At 66.2% G+C, this 17,480-nt stretch carries 16 protein-coding genes; 6 read left to right on the top strand and 10 right to left on the bottom strand.

Translation table 11 applies throughout. The features are described 5' to 3' along the window. The coding region (locus tag HB677_RS02835; RefSeq protein ID WP_213814115.1) for an aldo/keto reductase at positions 1–964 on the bottom strand (964 nt) is incomplete at its 3' end. 160 nt (positions 965–1,124) lie between these two features. Next, a complete protein-coding gene (locus HB677_RS02830; protein WP_213814114.1) occupies positions 1,125–2,087 on the bottom strand; it encodes an aldo/keto reductase in 963 nt (320 codons plus the stop codon). A 128-nt stretch (positions 2,088–2,215) separates the two neighbouring features. Here HB677_RS02830 and HB677_RS02825 point away from each other — a divergent pair, with 128 nt between their 5' ends. After that, positions 2,216–2,722, top strand: a complete 507-nt coding sequence (locus tag HB677_RS02825; RefSeq protein WP_213814113.1) for a hypothetical protein — start codon at positions 2,216–2,218, stop codon at positions 2,720–2,722. A gap of 125 nt (positions 2,723–2,847) precedes the next feature. Here HB677_RS02825 and HB677_RS02820 read toward each other — a convergent pair whose 3' ends face one another. Both HB677_RS02820 and HB677_RS02815 read right to left on the bottom strand, forming a co-directional pair. Beyond that, positions 2,848–5,130, bottom strand: coding sequence for a polyribonucleotide nucleotidyltransferase (locus tag HB677_RS02820; protein WP_213814112.1), 2,283 nt, complete (start codon positions 5,128–5,130; stop codon positions 2,848–2,850). A gap of 361 nt (positions 5,131–5,491) precedes the next feature. Then, the gene (locus HB677_RS02815) at positions 5,492–6,715 is read right to left on the bottom strand and encodes an MFS transporter (protein ID WP_255546066.1); all 1,224 of its coding nucleotides are present in this window, start codon (positions 6,713–6,715) and stop codon (positions 5,492–5,494) included. A gap of 81 nt (positions 6,716–6,796) precedes the next feature. Here HB677_RS02815 and HB677_RS02810 point away from each other — a divergent pair, with 81 nt between their 5' ends. The 4 genes from HB677_RS02810 (at position 6,797) to HB677_RS02795 (ending at position 10,587) form a co-directional block, all read left to right on the top strand. Next, entirely contained in the window at positions 6,797–7,687 is an 891-nt protein-coding gene (locus HB677_RS02810; RefSeq protein ID WP_213814110.1) for a LysR family transcriptional regulator, read from the top strand. 71 nt (positions 7,688–7,758) lie between these two features. Next, positions 7,759–8,340 (top strand): TetR/AcrR family transcriptional regulator, encoded by a 582-nt coding sequence (locus HB677_RS02805; protein ID WP_213814109.1) that lies wholly within the window; start codon positions 7,759–7,761, stop codon positions 8,338–8,340. An 85-nt stretch (positions 8,341–8,425) separates the two neighbouring features. Next, on the top strand, positions 8,426–9,433 hold the full coding sequence (locus HB677_RS02800) for a glycoside hydrolase family 6 protein (RefSeq protein ID WP_307852452.1): 1,008 nt from the start codon (positions 8,426–8,428) through the stop codon (positions 9,431–9,433). Positions 9,434–9,537: 104 nt separating this feature from the next. Beyond that, a complete protein-coding gene (locus HB677_RS02795; protein WP_213814108.1) occupies positions 9,538–10,587 on the top strand; it encodes a glycoside hydrolase family 6 protein in 1,050 nt (349 codons plus the stop codon). A gap of 6 nt (positions 10,588–10,593) precedes the next feature. Here HB677_RS02795 and HB677_RS02790 read toward each other — a convergent pair whose 3' ends face one another. Continuing rightward, positions 10,594–11,220, bottom strand: coding sequence for an FMN reductase (locus HB677_RS02790; protein ID WP_213814107.1), 627 nt, complete (start codon positions 11,218–11,220; stop codon positions 10,594–10,596). 157 nt (positions 11,221–11,377) lie between these two features. Further along, positions 11,378–12,508, bottom strand: a complete 1,131-nt coding sequence (locus HB677_RS02785) for an LLM class flavin-dependent oxidoreductase (protein WP_213814106.1) — start codon at positions 12,506–12,508, stop codon at positions 11,378–11,380. Positions 12,509–12,697: 189 nt separating this feature from the next. Between HB677_RS02785 and HB677_RS02780 the strand changes: the two genes are divergently transcribed. After that, on the top strand, positions 12,698–14,392 hold the full coding sequence (locus HB677_RS02780; protein ID WP_213814105.1) for an alpha-glucosidase: 1,695 nt from the start codon (positions 12,698–12,700) through the stop codon (positions 14,390–14,392). A gap of 20 nt (positions 14,393–14,412) precedes the next feature. Here HB677_RS02780 and HB677_RS02775 read toward each other — a convergent pair whose 3' ends face one another. From HB677_RS02775 to HB677_RS02760, 4 genes are all read right to left on the bottom strand, one after another. Further along, positions 14,413–14,946: an adenine phosphoribosyltransferase gene (locus HB677_RS02775; protein ID WP_213814104.1), complete on the bottom strand. Its 534-nt coding sequence runs from the start codon at positions 14,944–14,946 to the stop codon at positions 14,413–14,415. A 33-nt stretch (positions 14,947–14,979) separates the two neighbouring features. Further along, positions 14,980–15,966: an NAD-dependent epimerase/dehydratase family protein gene (locus HB677_RS02770; protein ID WP_213814103.1), complete on the bottom strand. Its 987-nt coding sequence runs from the start codon at positions 15,964–15,966 to the stop codon at positions 14,980–14,982. Positions 15,967–16,218: 252 nt separating this feature from the next. Then, positions 16,219–17,154 carry an FAD:protein FMN transferase gene (locus HB677_RS02765; protein ID WP_213814102.1) on the bottom strand — a complete coding sequence of 312 codons (936 nt, stop codon included), beginning with the start codon at positions 17,152–17,154 and terminating at the stop codon, positions 16,219–16,221. A gap of 1 nt (position 17,155) precedes the next feature. Next, positions 17,156–17,455: a hypothetical protein gene (locus HB677_RS02760; RefSeq protein ID WP_213814101.1), complete on the bottom strand. Its 300-nt coding sequence runs from the start codon at positions 17,453–17,455 to the stop codon at positions 17,156–17,158. Positions 17,456–17,480 lie beyond the last annotated feature (25 nt).

Here is a 17,480-nt window from a genome sequence, read left to right as displayed (position 1 = left end):
GGGCGCTGACCCGATCGAGCTCCGCGGTTTGCTGGCGTGTCAGATGCACCGATGCTGCAGCCGTCAGTTCCGCGACCTGCTCCGGACGACTCGCCGACGCGACGGGCGCCACGACGAGGGGCTTCGTCAACAACCACGCGAGAGCAACGGTTGCGACCGTGACGTCATGCGCAGCCGCGACGGAGTCGAGCGCCGTAAGCACCCGTGCACCACGCCGGTTGAGGTAGCGCGCTGCCTCTCCCCCGCGTTCGCTGCGCAGCAGGTCGGCCTTCGACCGGTACTTGCCGGTCAGGAAGCCACTGGCCAGGGCAAACCTCGGCATAACTCCGAGTCCCTGACGCTCGGCGACGCGCGCGAGGTCGCCCTCGTACTCGGTGCGGTGCATGAGGTTGTAGTGGTTCTGGAGCGCGATCATCGGCGCGACGCCGATCTGGGCGGACGCGATCCGAGCTTCGATGAGCCGGTTACCCGTGTGATCGGATCCCCCGAAGTACCGCACCTTGCCCGCACGAATGAGTTCGTCCACAGCCAGCAACGTTTCTTCAAAGTCGACGGACTGGTCATCGATGTGCAGATAGAGCAGGTCGATGTATGACGTTTGCAACCGTTCGAGCGAGGCGTTGACAGCACGCGTGATGGTGCGCGCCTTCAGCCCGGGGTTGTCAGCACTCTTTCCCACCTTGGTGGCGATCACCATGTCGGCACGGTTGCCGCGATCGCGCATCCAGTTGCCGATCATGAGCTCGCTGCGACCTGCGGCGTAGGCGTCGGCCGTGTCGATGAAGTTTCCGCCCTCGGCGGCGTACGCGTCGAGGATGTCTTCGGTGGTGGCCGCATCGGCTGTCCATCCAAAAACGTTGCCGCTGATCGCGAGGGGAAACACGCGGAGGTCGGAAAAACCGATCCTGCGCAACCGGGGCACACCGTCACTGGCGTTCGAGCTCACTGCCAGTACCTGGGTCATGTCCACCTTCTCGCAGCCCCTGTTACCTGACGTGGCCCGGGGCGCAGGCCACGCGTTGTTCTCGACAATAAACGGCACCGCCGACTTTTCGACGTAAGGAGAGCCAATCGTTATGAAAATTCACACATCGAGTTCGAGATGGATGACATGGCCGCCCGCATCACGTCACCGAGGCCCTGTCGAGCTCCCCAATCTGGTGTCGGCTGAGGCGAAGCGAGGCGGCGCCGAGCATGGCATCAAGCTGGTGTGGATCCTTCGCCCGCACCACCGCGGCGGCGACCCCTGGCTTGTGCAGGACCCACGCGATTGCCACACGCGCGGGGGTCTCCCCCGTCTGGGCGGCCACGGAATCCAGGGCCGCGAGAACATGGTTGCCGCGGCGCCCGATGTACTGCATGGCGGCCCCGAACATGACCGAATCGGGCAAATCGTCACGTGTCCGGAAGCGCCCGGTCAGGTACCCGGATGCCAGCGGGAGCCGCACGAATGCCGCCGTTCCCAACGCGGCGGCCGCGGCCTGCACGGCTCCCTCGAACTGCGTGCGCTCCATGAGGTTGTACTCGACGACCATCGCCCGGAACTGGGGGTAGGCCGACTCCGCCGCAATCGCCTGCACCTGTGCGAACCGGGACGCCGAGTACCCGGCGGCCGACAGAAACCTCACCTTGCCCTCGCGAATGACCCGGTCGGCCGCTTCGAGACTCTCGTCGATGGGTGACTCCAGATGCTCACCGTCGAAGGAGAGAAAGTCGATGTAGTCGGTGCCGAGGCGCGCAAGACAGGTGTCGACGGCCCGCAGGATGGTGCGGTGCCCGAGCCCCCGCGCGTCGGGGTGACGCCCGACCTTCGTCGCGACGATGAGATCGCCCCGGTTCTTCTGCTCCCGCAACCAGCTGCCGATCATCACCTCGCTGCGCCCTCCGGCGTAGTGATCGGCGGTGCTGATGAGGTTCCCGCCGGCCTCCACGAACCTGTCGAGCACGTCGTTGGTGTCGTCGACACCGGCCGCCCAGCCGAAGAGGCTTCCATCAATGGCGAGCGGATGCACCGCTACACCGGTCGCGCCCACGACCCGTTTTGCCGGGACAACGCCCGCCGCGCCATCCGCTTCGGTGTAAATCATGGATACACCGTAGGTGATAGGGAATACCGTGCACCAGAACCCCAGCACGCTCGTGCTACAACTGGGGATCTATGTCCAGTGACTCAACGCCCCTCCCTCCGTCACCCCGTTTTCGCTTTCCGCACTGGATGGTCGGTCGCGACCCGAACCTCAGCGTCGACACCGTCGCGAGCCGGTCGGAAGCGTACGTGTACGGCAACATCCTCGTGCTCGCGGCGCTTGCGACCCTGACGGAGCACGACATCCAGACGGGTCACGCCGCGCTCCTTGTGGCAGGCACCGCGCTGTCGACGTTCGTGGCTCACGTTCTCGCCCACTTCATCGGCCACCAGATCCGCGCGCAGGGCCGGGACGAGAGCGCGCACCTGCGGGCCGGGGTGCGCAACGCCGTGCCCATTGCCACGTCGGGCGCTTTCCCCACGATCCTGCTGCTTGCCGGCATGTGGCACTGGCTGCCGGGCGGATGGTCCCTCGGCCTCGCCATCGCGTCGATCGTGCTGCGCTTCTTCTCTCTCGGCACCGTGCTGGCATCGCTCAGCGGCAAGCGCAGCTCGCTCCTCGCGCTCATGTCGGGAATCGGACTCGGTGTCGTCGGCGTCATCGTGGTCACGCTCAAGGTCGTTCTCACGCACTGACACCGCTGTACCTGCTCCCGGTGCCGGCGCGGACGCAAAAGAGCCCGTCCCACGAGTGGGACGGGCTCTTTCGTCTTACCGGAGCGCTGGCGAGCGGCCGCCGGCAGATCTATTGCGGCTGAGTGCTACTCGCCTTCGGCGGGAGCCTCGGGGCCCTCGCTGGCGGCTGCACTGCCCTCGGTGTCTCCACCGACGGTCTCGTCCATGACCGGAGCCAGGGAGAGCTTTCCTCGGTCGTCGATCTTGGTGATCTCGACCTGAATCTTCTGGCCAACACCGAGGATGTCTTCGACATTCTCGACGCGCTTTCCACCGGCGAGCTTACGTACCTCGCTGATGTGGAGCAGGCCGTCCTTGCCCGGGGTGAGCGACACGAACGCACCGAAGGTAGCGATCTTGACGACCGTTCCCAGGAAGCGCTCGCCGACCTCGGGGTTCAGCGGGTTGGCGATCGCGTTGACCGCCGCGCGAGCTGCCTCGGCCGAAGGACCGTCGACCGCTCCGATGTACACGGTTCCGTCATCCTCAATCGAGATGTCGGCTCCGGTGTCATCCTGAATCTGGTTGATCGTCTTGCCCTTGGGCCCGATGAGCTCACCGATCTTGTCAACCGGGATCTGGACGGCGATCACGCGGGGCGCGGTCGGAGCCATTTCGTCGGGTGCGTCGATCGCGGCGTTCAGCACGGCGAGGATCGTGGTTCGAGCTTCCTTGGCCTGCTTGAGCGCGCCATCAAGGACGGAGGACGGCAGTCCCGCGAGCTTGGTGTCGAGCTGGATCGCGGTGATGAACTCGGACGTTCCGGCAACCTTGAAGTCCATGTCGCCGAGTGCGTCTTCCGCACCCAGGATGTCGGTCAGGGCCGCGTAGCGGGTCTGTCCGTCAACCTCGTCGGAGACGAGGCCCATGGCGATACCGGCGACCGGTGCGCGCAGCGGCACACCAGCGTTGAGCAGCGACAGGGTAGAGGCACACACGGAACCCATGGACGTCGAACCGTTAGAACCGAGAGCCTCGGAAACCTGGCGGATGGCGTAGGGGAACTCTTCACGCGACGGCAGCACGGGCGCGAGTGCACGCTCGGCGAGGAAGCCGTGACCGATTTCGCGGCGCTTGGGGCTACCAACGCGACCGGTCTCACCGGTCGAGTACGGCGGGAAGTTGTAGTGGTGCATGTAGCGCTTCTTCTTGACCGGAGCCAGGGAGTCGATCTGCTGCTCCATCTTGAGCATGTTCAGCGTGGTGACACCCAGGATCTGGGTCTCTCCGCGCTGGAAGATGGCGGAACCGTGCACGCGCGGGATGACCTGCACCTCGGCGTCAAGCGCACGGATGTCAGACAGCCCACGGCCATCGATACGAACGCCCTCGGTGAGGATGCGACCGCGAACGATGGTCTTGGTGACGGACTTGTAGGCAGCCGAGACCATCGGGGCGATTTCCGCGCCGAGCTCGTTGTTGCTGATCTTCTCGTTGATGACCTGCTTGACGCGCTCCTTGAGTGCGTCGTCGGCGTCCTGGCGCTCGGTCTTGTCAGCGATCTGGTAGATACCGCGGAGCTCGTCGTAGGCCAGCTCGGCGACCGCGTTGTAGGCGGCGTCGGAGTAGGGCGGGAAGACGGGGTAGGCGGCGATCGGCTTGGCGGCCTGAGCTGCAACCTCGAGCTGAGCCTTGATGAGCTGCTTGAGGAAGGGCTTGGATGCCTCGAGGCCCTGGGCAACGACGGTCTCGTCGGGCTTCGTGGCGCCGGCCTGGATCAGGTTCCAGCTGTTCTCGGTTGCTTCGGCTTCGACCATCATGATGGCGATGTCTTCGTTGCCGTTCTCGTCCGTGATCAGTCGACCAGCAACGGTGAGGTCGAAGACGGCCTCTTCCAGCTGGCTGTACTTCGGGAACGCGACCCACTGGTCGTTGATCAGTGCGAGGCGGATGCCACCGATCGGGCCGTAGAACGGAAGGCCGGAGATCTGCGTGGACAGCGAAGCCGCGTTGATCGCGAGTGCGTCGTAGAACTCGTCCGGAGCGATGCTCAGGACGGTGATGACGATCTGGACCTCGTTGCGCAGGCCTTCAACGAAGGTCGGGCGCAGCGGGCGGTCGATGAGGCGGCAGACCAGGATGGCCTCCGTCGAGGGACGACCCTCGCGACGGAAGAACGATCCGGGGATCTTTCCTGCTGCGTAGGAACGCTCTTCGACGTCCACCGTCAGCGGGAAGAAGTCGAAGCCGTCACGCGGGTGCTTGCCGGCCGAGGTGGCCGACAGGATCATGGTGTCTTCGTCGAGGTAAGCAGCGATGGCACCCTGTGCCTGCTGTGCGAGGCGACCGGTCTCGAAACGGACCGTGCGCGTGCCGAACTTACCGTTATCGAGAACGGCCTCGGCAAACTTGATTTCTGGACCCTCCATAGGGGGGTTTCTCCTTTGTTTTACGTCGCTACCCCGAATGGGTCGCGACTCGTCAAGGAGCAGGAGCGGGTTCGATGACACGCGTTTCGGAATTGTCCCGAAGGCGTGTACGCGCGAAGTCCCGAGAGTGGGGAGGCGCATTGTCTGATCAACAGTAGAAAATCACTGACGGGGCGCTCTCACGCCATTCAGGAATTCACCACCGGTGACCAGCGTCTTGCCGGCCTGCTCCGTTATTCGTATTCAGTTGTGCTGCTGCCCGAGGGCAACCTCACAGAGCTTACCAGTCGCGGCGTGTCGCAGCCTAGCAACGGCACGGGGGCGGCGCGTCTGCGCCGCCCCCGTGCCCGCAACGATCGGTCTAGCGGCGGGACGCGATCATGCGGAGCCCTGCCCAGAGGACGAGGGCGATGATGATGATCACGAAGCCCACCAGGACCGTGGCCTGCGGCAGGAACGCGACGGCAAGCCCGATGAGCAGCACGGGAACCGCCAGCCCGGTGTACGCAATGAGGAAGAGAGCGGCGAGCACTTCGCCACGGGATTCCGGCGCGGCCACCGAGGCGGCGACCCCGACCGCGGAGCGGAAGAGCAGGCCGACGCCCGCGCCCGCGACGATGCCGGCAACGACGAACACCGTAAGGTTCACCACGAGCACACCCGTGGCGAGGGCGATGAGACCGACGACCATGAAGATCACCGCGAGCTGCAATTGCCGCACGGCACTGAGGCGGGCGAAGACCAGCTGGGCGGCGGCGGCGGCACCGAATACGGAGAAGGTCACGACGCCGGCGAGCATGCGGGAAGGCTCGTGGAGGGACCCGGCGAGGAAGCTCGGCGCGAGGGAGGTGAACAGACCGAAGATCGCGAAGGCGGCCACCACTCCGGCGCCGGCAGCGGAGAACGTGGACCGGGCGCCATCCGGAAGCGACACCTGCTGGGGACGATACGGCGGCAGTTCCTCTGCCCGCTCGACGGTCTCGGGCACCAACGCCACCGCGAACGCGGCGATCACCATGAGCACGAGGAAGACCACGTAGGGAACGACCAGCGGCGAGACCACGTACTGCGCGAAGATTCCTGCCACGAGGGGGCCAACGGCGAGTCCGCCCACGTTTACCACGCTGGAGACGGTGCTCGAGAAGGCGGGAGACTCGGCGGGACGGGCGATGGCGCGCAGCTCGCTGAGATGCGCCGTCGCGGTGGCCGTCAGCGCTCCCACACCAATACCCGTGACGAAACGGGCGACGATGAGCCCGGGAACCTCGGGCCACAGCAGGAAGATGACGACCGCGATGATCTCGACGAGGATCGCGGCAAGGATGATGCGCCGGCGTCCGAGCCAGTCGCTGATGTGCCCCGCGAGATAGAGGCTTGCCATCACACCGACCGCGTACGCGGCAAAGATGACGGTGATGAGGAATGTCGGGAAACCATCGCGCTGCTGGTAGAGGGCGTACAACGGGGTCGGCACGGTAGAGAAGGCCATCACCGTGAGGAACGCGGCCGCGATGATCCAGAACCCCGCACCGTGGCGAATGCGGGAGGGAGCGATGGTGGGGACGTCCACCGATGTATGTGTCATACCCCGAGAATGCCCCGTATCGGTCATCGTGTCCAACGAATGATTTCTGTATCTATGATCGCTCCGGGCGATAATAGGTGCATGGAGACACGACAACTCGAATACTTCGTCGCCGTGGCCGAAGAGCTGAACTTCACCCGCGCCGCCCGTCGGCTCTTTGCCACGCAGTCGACGGTGTCGGCATCGATCCGGGCGCTCGAATCCGATCTGGGCACGGCACTGTTCGTGCGCTCGACCAAACACGTGGCGTTGACATCTGCCGGCGAGGTGCTGCTTCCCGAGGCACGGACCGTCATCGAGGGCGTCGACCGCGTGCGAAGCGCCGTCGCCGAATCGAGCCGCGGCCTGCGCGGCAGACTCCGGGTCGGCATCTTCACGAGCATCGACCTCATCGACCTGCCGACCCTGTTCGGCGAGTTTCACGCTCGCCATCCCCTCGTCGACCTGGAGCTCGGCGCATCCGCGACGGGATCCACCGGCCTCGCCGACGACGTGCTGCGTGGCCGCATCGATGTGGCCTTCACCGGTCTGCCCGCGTCCGAGCTGACGGCGTTCGCGGTACACACGGTGCAGAAGACCCGGTTCGTCGTGGTGCTGCCGGCGGGACATCCGCTGTCCGACCGCTCCTCCCTCACGATGCGGGATGTCGCGGGCGAACGTTTTGTCGACACCCCCGCCGGATTCGGCAACCGGGTGGTCATCGAGCGCGCGTTTGCCGAGGCGGGTCTCTCCCGTACCGTCACGACCGAGGTAAGCGACCTCGTCGAGGTGCCGAAGTTCATCGCCGCCAGTCTCGGGATCGGCGTCATCCCGGAGGCGGTGCTGTCTCCGCACCGCGGGATCGCTGTCATCCCCCTCGTTGACCCGGTGGTGCCCTGGGAACTGAGCATCATCAGCCGGAAAGAACCAAGCCAGGCGGTGACGGCCCTTCTCGCCCTGTTCGACGCCCGCAGGCTCCGTGACACCGTGTGAAATACACGACGCATGTTGTCGGGAGGTTTGTCCTATGGTCGAAGAAGGGGTAGCTCAGCGAGGAGTTCACCATGGCGATCGATGCCCGGGTTGCACAGACAAGAGAGTCGCTTCGGCAGGCGATTTTTCGCATGGCCGCGCGCATGCCCATGTCCGAACTCAACGTGGCGGAGCTCACCCGCGAGGCTGGCATCAGCAGGGTCACGTTCTACGACCACTACAAGTCGCCCGCCCAGCTGCTGACCGAGTCACTCACGATCGAGTTGGACGAGATCCGTCGGCTGGATGTCGAGGCACGCCGGGAGTCGAGCGCCTCGGCGGAGACGATCACCAAGGACTCCACACTCCGCATCGCGCAGCACGTGCTCGGCCACCGCGACCTGTACGAAAAGTCGCTGTCGCACCGGTCGTCGACGACGACACTGCACCACGTGCTCGTCGCCCACATCAGCACGAGCCTCGAGGAGCGCTTCGCCCGCACCCCACCGGCGGAGATGCCCGCGGGCCTGTCGATCTCCACTGCCGCGAGCTACACGGCACACGGCATCGTCGGGGCAATCGAGGTGTGGCTCGCCGGGGACGACGGTGATCGCGCGAGCGCGGAAGCCCTGTCCGACTCGATCGGTCACATGCTCCCGTCGTGGTGGCGCTAAGACTGGGGGTGATATTCCGGCGCCGGCTGTGGTGGAGTGAGCACACGTCGGTACGGCCACGACACGATTCTGGGTGGGAGACATCGTGCGGAGAAAACATGTGTTTGCGGACGCCGTCGCGGCGTCGTGCGGACTGACGCTGGTCGCCGCGCTGACGCTGGGGGTTGGCACGACCGCTCCGGATGCGGCGAGCGCCGAGGCTGCCCCTGCGGCCGTGAGTGCGTCCGCGGCCTTTCCCCGTCCGCTGTACCTCGAGCCGAACACGGATGCGGCGAAGTCGGCCGCGCGTCTGCGAAGCGAGGGCAGCGTGGCATCCGCGTCCCTCATCGACCAGATCGCCACGCAACCCACCGCCATCTGGCTCGGCGACTGGTACACAACGGCGCTGCTGCGCAGCGTGATCAAGAGAAATGTGGATGCCTCGAAAGCGCAGGGCACCACGCTGGTGTTCGTCACCTACGCCATCCCCAACCGCGACTGTGGCGGGTACTCCGCGGGCGGCCACACGAACGCCGAGTACCTCGACTGGAACCGGGAGATCGCCGCCGACCTGCAGGGCACGTCCGCGGTGATCCTCGTGGAGCCGGACTCGCTCGCGATGCTGTCGGACGCGAAGTGTGCGGGCACCGCCGCCACCCGGTTGCCGCTTCTGCGGGACGCGGTGGGCATTCTCGCGGCGGCGGGGCTCTCGACCTACCTCGATGGGGGCAACTCGCGCTGGCTCTCCCCCACCGACCAGGCCGCGTGGCTGAATGCCGCGGGCATTTCGGGAGCCACCGGCTTCTACACCAACGTCGCCAACTACAACCCCGTTGCGCTCGAGCGTGACTACGCCGGGAAGGTCTCCTCCCGGGTGGGACTGAAGCACTACGTCATCGACGTGTCGCGCAACGGGCGTGGATGGACGGGCACGTGGTGCAACTCCCCCGGCGCCGGTCTTGGCGTAAATCCGCGGGTGACGCCCGACTCGGGAAAGCTCGATGCGCTGCTCTGGGTGAAGCATCCCGGAGCGAGCGATGGCACCTGCAACGGGGGTCCCGCGGCCGGCGCCTGGTTCGAGAGTTATGCCCTCGACCTCGTGCGAAACCGGTGAGAAACACGCGCTGCTAATGTTTCGGGCGCCTGAACTGCGCCTGTGCATTGCGCGGAACGACCTGTCCACCATGCGAGGCTAGGTGAGCGACGAGTGGGGGCGAAGTGACGAGATGGACCTGGATTGCGGCGGCACTTGCCGTGGTGGTGGTGCTTGCGGTGGTCATCACCATCGCCGTGCGGACCACGCTGCCGGGTCATCCGGACGCCTCGTCCAGCCCCTCGGCAACGCCCGATTCCACGCCAACGCCGACGACGACCACGCCCGCGAACACCGCAATCTTCCCCGGCGGGCTCTACCTCGATCCGAAGACCCACGCCGTCGCCGCCGAGGCGCGTCTGACGCAGGAGGGCAAGTCGGCCGAAGCCACGAAGATCCTCGAGATCAGCGGGCAGCCGACGGCCATCTGGATCGGTGACTGGCTCACGCCAGAGAAGCTCGCTCCCCTGCTTGCCGAGTACCGGGCGGATGCCTCGAAGCAGGGTAAGACGCTGGTATTCGTCACCTACGCCATCCCCAACCGGGACTGCGGTGGACTCTCGAAGGGCGGGCTGACGTCCGAGGAGTACCTGGAATGGAATCGCACCATTGCGACCTCGCTTGCCGGGTCGGGTGCGGTGATCCTCGTGGAGCCGGACTCCCTCGCCCAGCTCAGCAACGACGCCTGCAAGAACGAGAGCGAGAAGCGCCTGCCCGTGCTGGCGCAGGCCGTCGACATCCTGACCACCGCCAACCTGACCGTGTACCTCGACGCGGGCGGCTCCAACTGGGTGCAGCCGGATGTGATCGCCGAGCGTCTCAAGGCCGTGGGCGTCGAAAAGACCCGCGGCTTCTTCACCAACGTCTCGAACTACTACCGCGTGGACGAGGAGCGATCGTACGCCGAGAAGGTGTCGGCGCTGGTGGGAAACAAGAACTACGTCATCGACGTCTCCCGCAACGGAAACGGCTGGCAGGGAGACTGGTGCAACCCGAAGGGCGCGGCGCTCGGCCAGGCGCCGCACGTCACCGCCGGCACCACCGGTCTCGACGCCCTGTTATGGGTCAAGCATCCGGGTGACAGCGACGGCGCGTGCAACGGTGGGCCCAAGGCGGGCGTCTGGTGGGAGACCTACGCGCTCGACCTCGTCAACAATCGCGACACCTCGAAGTAGATCGGCTTACTGGGCGCCGTAGCCGCCGACGGGACTGAAGCCGGCGGGAAGCGCAAACGGGTCGATCACGCGTGTGGAGCGCGTTGACGTCATTACCAGTGCGGCGAGTTCGTTGGCAGCGCGGCCGATCCGATCGGGCAGCGAGCTCGATCCAGCATCGGCTCCGTGACCCCAGTCGCTCGACGCGGCGTACACGGCGGTGGGCACGACGACCGCGTGCAGGTAGCTGAACAGGGGGCGCATCGCGTAGTCGAGGGCGAGCGAGTGACGCTCGGTACCACCGGTGGCGGCGATGAGCACCGGCATGTCGGTCAGCGACTGCGGGTCGAGGATGTCGATGAACGACTTGAACAGCCCGCTGTAGCTCGTGGTGAAGATCGGGGTCACGGCAATGACGCCATCGGCGGTGGTGACCTTCTCGATGGCCGCGGCCAGCTTCGGGTTCGCGAATCCGGTGATGAGGTTGCTGGTGACATCCTGGGCGATCTCGCGCAGTTCGATGATGTCGACGGTGACGTCCTCACCGGAGTCGGCAAGGGACTGCTGTACCGCCTGCGTGAGGCGATCGGCGAGCAACCTCGTCGACGACGGCTGGCTGAGGCCGGCGGAGATGACTGCGATCCTGCGGGTCATGACGTTCTTCTTTCTTTTCCATGCGTTTGCATTGATATTCGATACAAGTCGCGCGGACGCCCGGTTATTCCCACCCGGTCCGTGGGTCACGGCACACGACAAACGACCGGCCCCTGCCCGATTTCTCGGGCCGGGGCCGGTCGTTGTGACGGACTGATTACTTGGTGAGCACTCCGGGTGCCGTCGCGTCATCCGCTGCCTTCACGAGCGCTGCCGCATCGCGCTGAGCGACGAGGTTTGCGTGTGTCGGGCCATCCGGAACGTGCGCCGGGCGGTTCTTGGCGAACTCCTTGCGGAGCACCGGCACGACCTCCTCGCCGAGGATGTCGAGCTGCTCGAGCACCGTCTTCAGCGGCAGTCCCGCGTGGTCCATGAGGAACAGCTGGCGCTGGTAGTCGCCGTAGTAGTCGCGCATCGCTGCGTACCGGTCAATGACCTGCTGGGGGCTACCGACGGTGAGCGGCGTCTGCTCGGTGAAGTCCTCCATCGTCGGGCCGTGTCCGTAGACGGGCGCGTTGTCGAAGTACGGGCGGAACTGCTTCACGGCGTCTTGCGAGTTCTTGGCCATGAACGCCTGTCCACCGAGTCCGACGATCGCCTGGTCGGCAGAGCCGTGACCGTAGTGCTCGAAGCGCTGGCGGTAGTAGGCGATGAGCTGCATGTAGTGCTCCTTCGGCCAGAAGATGTTGTTGGCGAAGAACCCGTCTCCGTAGTACGCGGCCTGCTCGGCGATTTCGGGAGAGCGGATGCTTCCGTGCCAGACGAACGGCGGGACGTCATCCAGCGGTCGCGGAGTGGACTGGAAGCCCTGCAGCGGCGCGCGGAACTTGCCCTGCCAGTCGACGTAGTCCTCGCGCCACAGGCGGTGCAGCAGGGCGTAGTTCTCAATGGCCAGCGGAATGCCCTCACGGATGTCCTTGCCGAACCACGGGTACACGGGGCCGGTGTTGCCACGGCCCATCATGACGTCAACGCGTCCGTCGGCGAGGTGCTGCAGCATGGCGAAGTCCTCGGCGATCTTGACCGGGTCATTCGTGGTGATCAGCGTGGTGCTGGTCGAGAGGATGAGCTTCTCGGTCTGCGCGGCGATGTACGCCAGCGTGGTCGTGGGGCTCGAGGAAACGAAGGGCGGGTTGTGGTGCTCGCCCAGCGCGAAGACGTCGAGGCCAACCTCCTCCGCCTTCTTGCCAATTGCAACGAGTGCCTTGATGCGCTCGTGCTCGGTCGGCGTGGTGTTGTTGGTGGGGTCCGTCGTGACGTCGCTGACGGTAAAAATACCGAACTGCATCTGAAGCTCCTGATTTCGTAGCCTGCGTGCCCGTGGGCATTACCCGCGGCATGTTCCATGCGTTTGCATGAACATTCTATCCAACTGAACTACCCGGCAGCTTATTCCCGACCGATTCATCCCGCTGAAGAACCCGCCTGGGGCCCCCGCGCCTCGACGCGGCGCCGTCATTAGCGATTGACTGGTGGCGTGACCGATGAACTCCAGAACACCTCCGTTACCTCGAATCCCGCCTCCGATGCCGCATGGTGGACCAGCGCCGTCGTCTACCAGATCTACCCGCGCAGCTTCGCGGACTCCAACGGGGATGGCATCGGCGATATCGGAGGCATCCGCTCCCACCTCGACTACCTGGCGGAGCTGGGAGTCGACGTCATCTGGCTCTCCCCCATCTACCCGTCGCCGCAGCACGACAACGGCTACGACATCCGCGACTACGAGAACATCGATCCCGTGTTCGGCGACCTCGACCAGTTCGACGCGCTCCTGGCGGAGGTGCACGACCGCGGCATGAAGCTCGTGATGGACCTCGTGGTCAACCACACGAGCGATGAGCATCCGTGGTTCATCGAGTCCGCGTCATCCACCGACAATCCCAAACGCGACTGGTACTGGTGGCGCACACCCGGCGCCAACGGCACGCCCCCGAACGCGTGGGTCAGCGCCTTCAGCGGACCGGCATGGACGATGGATGCCACGACGGGCGAGTACTACCTCCACCTGTTCGCGGCCCAGCAGCCGGACCTCAACTGGGAGAACCCCGAGGTGCGCCAGGCGGTCTACGCGATGATGCGCTCGTGGCTGGACCGGGGTGTCGACGGCTTCCGCATGGACGTGATCAACCTCATCGCGAAGCGGATCGAGCTCATCGACGGCGACGAGCGGGGCGAGGGGCTCGGCTTCACGATGGGCCCACAGATCCACGACTTCATGGCCGAGATGCACCGCGAGGTGTTCGCCGGCCGCGAGGGCAATTTCCTCACGGTCGGCGAGATGCCCGGGGTGAGCGTCGAGGAGGCCGCACTGTTCACCGACCCCGCACGGAAGGAACTCGACATGGTGTTCCAGTTCGAGCACGTGTCGCTGGACTCGGGCGAGAGCAAATTCGACCCGCTGGAGCGCGATCTGCCCGCACTCAAGAAGAATCTCGCGAAGTGGCAGTACGGACTGGCGGCGACCGGCTGGAACAGCCTGTACCTCGACAATCACGACCAGCCGCGGCTCGTGTCGCGGTTCGGCAACGACGCCGAGTTCCGGTACGAGTCGGCGACGCTCTGGGCACTGGTGCTGCACCTGCAGCGCGGAACGCCCTACGTGTACCAGGGCGAGGAGATCGGCATGACGAACGTGCGGTTCGGATCGATCGAGGACTACCGCGACATCGAGTCGATCAATCACTACCGTGAGGCCGTCGACGAGTTCGACCGCTCCCCCGCGAGTGTGCTCGAGGGCGTCTACGCGCGCGGCCGGGACAACGCCCGCACGCCCATGCAGTGGGATGACACGGAGCACGCGGGTTTCACGGCGGGCACCCCGTGGATCGCCGTCAACCCGAACTACCCGGTGCTCAACGTCCTGGCCGACCGCAAGTCCCACCGGTCGGTGTTCGACTTCTACCAGCGCCTGATCGAGCTGCGTCACAGCGACCCCGTCGTCGCGCTCGGCGACTTCGAGTTGCTGGAGCCGGATCATCCGCAGCTCTTCGCCTTCACCCGCCAGCGGGATGGTGTCACGCTCACGGTCGTCGCCAACGCGTCGGATGAGCCGCTGTCCGAGGCGCTTCCGCCCCAGCTGACCGCGGGCGACCTCGTGCTCAGTAACTATCCCGTGAGCGACGAGCTCGTGCTGCGCCCCTGGGAAGCGCGGCTCTACCGCACCCGCTAGAGCACTGCGCGAAACCCTGGTTACAGCCCGAGGATGCGGTGCACGTGCTGGTCGCCGAGCGCCTGGCGTCCGGCGAGCTCATCGAGTTCGAGAACGACGGCGATACCGATGACGTCGTACCCCGCACGCTCGGCCAGGCGAATGGTCGCGGCGAGCGTTCCGCCGGTGGCGAGAACGTCGTCGACGATGAGCAGGCGCTGCCCCTTCGATACGGCCGGCACCGGGTGGATCTCGAGCGACGCCGATCCGTACTCGAGGCTGTAGGACTCGGCGAGCACGGGCGGGGGCAGTTTGCCCGCCTTGCGCACCGCGAGGGTGCCGGTGCCCGTGGCGTACGCGGCGCCGGCGGCGAGCAGGAATCCGCGCGCCTCCACGCCGGCGATGATGTCGAACTGCCCCGCGAACGGGCGCGTGAGTTCGTCAATGACGGCGCGGAATGCCTCCGCATTGGCGAACACCGGAGTCAGGTCGCGAAAGATGATTCCGGGGCTCGGAAAGTCGGGCACCGAGCCGAGGAGAGATTCGATCAGTTCGGTTGCGGAGGGTGTATTCACCGGTCAAGCCTAGAAGGGTGCGGTGCCCACCCGTTACCGCGCCTCGGCGATGAGGGCGTCGAGCCTGCCGTTCAGCTCGGCGTCGACGACCCGGCGGGACGCATCGGCGTCGTACCAGTCAATGATCTGCCGCGCACCGACCCAGAACGGCGTCGTCGCCCGGTAGGCGGGAACGAGCGACCTCACCTTCGCGTTATCGAACACCACCGAATGCGCCTTGTCTCCGATGAGACCCGGTCCCCACTCGGGGATGCTGCGCGCGATGCGGTCGGATGCCACGTGCACGATGGTCGGCTCGGTTCCGGCAGCCCGACCCAGCGTTGTCGCGATCTCGTCCCAGGGCAGCGCCTCGTCGGAGGTGATGTGGAAGGTGTCACCGACCGCCTTCGGGTGCCCAAGCAGCCCGACGAACGCCTGCGCGAAGTCGGCGGTGTGGGTCAGCGTCCACAGGGACGTTCCGTCGCCGTGCACGACGACCGGCTCGCCGCGACGCATGCGGTCGATGATCGTCCAGCCGCCGTCGAGCGGAATGGATGTCTCGTCGTACGTGTGTGACGGACGCACGATCGTCACCGGGAACCCGCGATCACGGTACGCCGTCACGAGCACGTCCTCGCTGGCGATCTTGTCGCGGGAGTACTGCCAGAAGGGGTTGCGCAGCGGCGTGGACTCCGCGATCGGGAGCCGCCCCACGGGCTTCTGGTACGCCGACGCCGAGCTGATGTACACGTACTGGGCGGTGCGTCCGGTAAACAGGTTGACGTCGGCCGCGGCCTGCCCGGACGTGAAGGACTGGAAGTTGACGACAACATCGAACTCGCGGGTTCCCACCGCGGCGCGCAACGACTCCGGGTCGGACGCATCACCGACGAGCGAGCTGACGCCCTCGATCGGCGGGCGGCGGGAGCTTGTCGCACGGTTCAGCAGGGTGAGGTCGATCCCCTGTTCCACCGCGAGGCGACTGCTTGCCGCGCTGATGGTGCCGTTGCCACCGATGAATAGTGCCCGTAGTGCCGACATGCAGTCTCCCTTGACCGAATTAGTGTGTGCTTCTCAATTCTGCCGCAGCGTCAGCGCGACACGCGCGCACAGGGACAGGGACATCCGACCCGCACTCAATCGCGAGCGGGTAACCCCAGTCGTCCCGGCCCAGCAGCTCGGGGAGGATCTCTGCGCACAGCACAGCCCGCGGCCGCCGCAGGCGGTCCAGTCGATGTGCAGGCTGGTGCGTGGCTCCCGTTCCCCGCCCCAACGCCTAGAGTGCTTCGTCCATCAGGCGGCCCACCGGGACTTCGCGAGCGGGCTGGTCGAGGATTCGGGCCAGTCCCCGAGGGCAACGATGCGCCCGCGCCAGTCGACGAGGCGGGCGCTCACGCCCTGGGCGCCGAGCCAGGCCATGGCGGTGTGCCCGCGCACGATGCTGGCGGTGGCCAGCGTGTTCGCACGCAGACACGTGGTCGCGACGACGGTGACGCTGCGCCACACGGCGTCGGCGGGACGCCCGGTTCGCGGATTCAGAATGTGGTGCTGAGGTTCCCCGCCCCTGGACCAGGTGCGCTTCTGGGTGCTCGACGTGGCGATGGCCCAGCCGGGCGACAGACGAATCATGCAGGCCGGATCCCCGACTGCATCCTGAGCGAGCACGTGCCAGCCACCGTCGGGCTCGGGGCCCGCCGTCGCGATGTCGCCGCCGAGGCTCACCAGGGCGCCACCGCCGAGTTCGTCGACGACGGCATGGGCGGCGCGGTCGGCCGCCACCGCCTTCGCCGTGGAGCCGAGGTCGAGCGACAGGTGCGCCGGAACGCGCAGGTGGTTCTCCGCGAGCACCACGCTCTTCCACCCGGGTCGCCGGGACTCGATCGCGCGGACGAGCACCCCGTCATCCTCGATGAGCCGAAAGTCACGGTCGTACCCGGCGGCGCCCATCGCGTATCCCAGCGTGGGATCGACGTCACCGTCGGTGGCGGCGGCGCTGTCGAGTGCCGCGCGCACGAGACCGACGAGCGTGTCACTGATCTCCACCCCCGAGTGCAGCCGCGGCGCGATCCGCTGCAGCTCCGAGTCCGCACGGAAGCGACTGGCAGCCGCATCGACCGAGGCCAGCACCCGGTGCACGATCGCGCAGGCCGCATCGAGCTGCGCGGCGTCGGTCACCACGAGGCGGGCGGTGGTGCTCCACAGGGGCCAGTCCCGCGTTCCGGTGCCCATGTCACGACCCGCTCGTCGTCGCGTGGGACGAGTCGCTGGTGGACGACGAGACGCCCGAATCGGTCGTCGTGTCGTCGGTCGTGGCATCCGTCGACGAAGAATCGGTCGAGGTGCCAGCGCTCGTATCCGACGGCGTGGTGACCGACGTTGTCGTCTCAGCGGACGCCACATCGGTTGACTTGGTCGCCTCGATGTCGGCCCACGTGTGGAGGCCGAGGGCGGTGGCGCCAATGATTCCGAGAAGCCCAAAGGTTCCGGTGATCATCGAGCTGAGTCGTTTTCCCCGTGCGAGCGTATTCATCGTGTTCCGTCCTTCCGTCGAGAAG

The organism is Glaciihabitans sp. dw_435 (assembly GCF_018449675.1).
GTDB lineage: Bacteria > Actinomycetota > Actinomycetes > Actinomycetales > Microbacteriaceae > Glaciihabitans.
The sequence above is the reverse complement of the archived record's forward strand: the minus strand, read 5'-3'. Positions and strand labels throughout refer to the sequence as shown.